We start from the raw sequence: 1,517 nt of genomic DNA, 5'->3' as shown, positions 1-1,517 counted from the left end.
CTCTGCTCATCGGAAAACCAGGCGCGTGAAAAGCGGCCGCGACCGGCGGTTTGGCGTTCCGCGCGCAGGACGGTTCCATGAGGCAGGTCATCGGCAAGCTCTTTCAGGTGGAGATTAGTCGAAACGGTTTCTTCCACTTCATAAAGGAGAGAGCCGATGGTTTTGGCCGCTATTTCCGCCATAGCGCTCCGCTTTCCAAGGGATGATATTTGCGATGCACCTCTTTCAGAAAGCCGCGATCCAGGTGCGTATAGATTTGCGTCGTAATAATGTCCGCGTGGCCGAGCATCTCTTGAACGGCGCGCAGATCGGCGCCGTTTTCGATCAGATGTGTAGCAAACGAGTGTCGCAGTGAGTGGGGGCTGATCGGTTTTTGGATGCCGGCGGCTTGGGCATATTGTTTGACCAGCAGCCAGACCGTTTTTCGGCTGATGCGTCTGCCGCGCGTGCTGAGAAAGACGGCGCCGCGGCTGAGGCCCTTGGATGCCGTCCGCATCCGCGGCCCTTGAATGTATTCGCGAACCCAAGTCAGCGCCGCCTTGGTTATGGGAGTGAGACGTTCTTTACCGCCCTTGCCGAAAATGCGGATGAATTCCTGCTCCCAAAAAATATCATCCAATTTAATGTTCACCAACTCGGAGACGCGCACGCCGGTGGCATAGGCCGTTTCCAACATGGCGCGGTCGCGAAGGCCGGTATCGGTACTGACATCCGGCTGCTGCAGCAGGCGATCCACTTCTTCGGGAGAAAGCACTTCGGGAAGTTTCATCCACGGTTTGGGCACAACGATGTCGGCGGTGGGATCGCTCTGAACCGCTTCCTCGCCGATCAGAAAATGGTGAAAAGCGCGTACGGCAGATAGATTGCGCGAGACGGTGGCGGCGGAAAGCGTCAATTCGTGCAGCATCTCCAAAAAGGCATAGACATCCCGGCGCGTGATCTGATCGGGAGATTGAATATCCCGCTCCTGTTGAAAGGTAATGTAGCGCAGCAGGTCGCGCTGGTAGGCATCCACAGTGTTGGGCGACAGCCGCCTCTCGATGATTAAATAGTCGATAAAGCTTTTTAAAAGGTCGATCAAGGGGAACGAAACGGTTAATTTTCCTGGGGAAGTATCTCTTCGGCGATGGACAGAGCTACGCCGCTGAGCATCACTTCCGGGCCAAGGGTGGTAAAGTCGCCGGAGAGAATTTCGCGGTCGACGTTCGCATACAGACTGCAGCCTCCCTCCCGTTCGATAATGAGGCCGGACACCTTGCCGCCGACTTCGCCGATAAAGGTCACCTCACCCAATGATTCACTGACGACATAACCGGTGCAAAAATGCAGCTGCAGATGCGCGCAGGGAGCATAAACGCTGATCAAGTTGCCGATTCGACGGCCGATGGGTACATCAGGATAAATTTCGAGCGAAAGCTTGACTTTACCTTCGCCGCAGATTTCAAAGCGGTAGTTGTTACCCATAAACTTGGGCTCGCACTGCAAAACTGCGGCAATTTTCCGGATATCTTTTTTGC

Annotated in this window: 3 protein-coding genes; all 3 read right to left on the bottom strand. The window is 55.0% G+C overall.

Annotated features, from left to right (window positions below):
• Positions 1-182, bottom strand: a 182-nt coding sequence (locus ONB24_15190; protein MDZ7317455.1) for a biotin--[acetyl-CoA-carboxylase] ligase, incomplete at its 3' end; no start/stop codon positions are given.
• The gene (gene xerD / locus ONB24_15185) at positions 170-1,081 is read right to left on the bottom strand and encodes a site-specific tyrosine recombinase XerD (protein MDZ7317454.1); all 912 of its coding nucleotides are present in this window, start codon (positions 1,079-1,081) and stop codon (positions 170-172) included. The genes xerD and ONB24_15190, both read right to left, overlap by 13 nt.
• Before the next feature lie 14 nt (positions 1,082-1,095).
• The coding region (locus ONB24_15180; GenBank protein ID MDZ7317453.1) for a hypothetical protein at positions 1,096-1,517 on the bottom strand (422 nt) is incomplete at its 5' end.

This window comes from candidate division KSB1 bacterium, from assembly GCA_034505495.1.
Taxonomy (GTDB): Bacteria; Zhuqueibacterota; Zhuqueibacteria; order Residuimicrobiales; family Krinioviventaceae; genus Fontimicrobium_A.
Note: the sequence above shows the minus strand (reverse complement) of the source record. Positions and strands in the feature narration are given on the sequence as shown.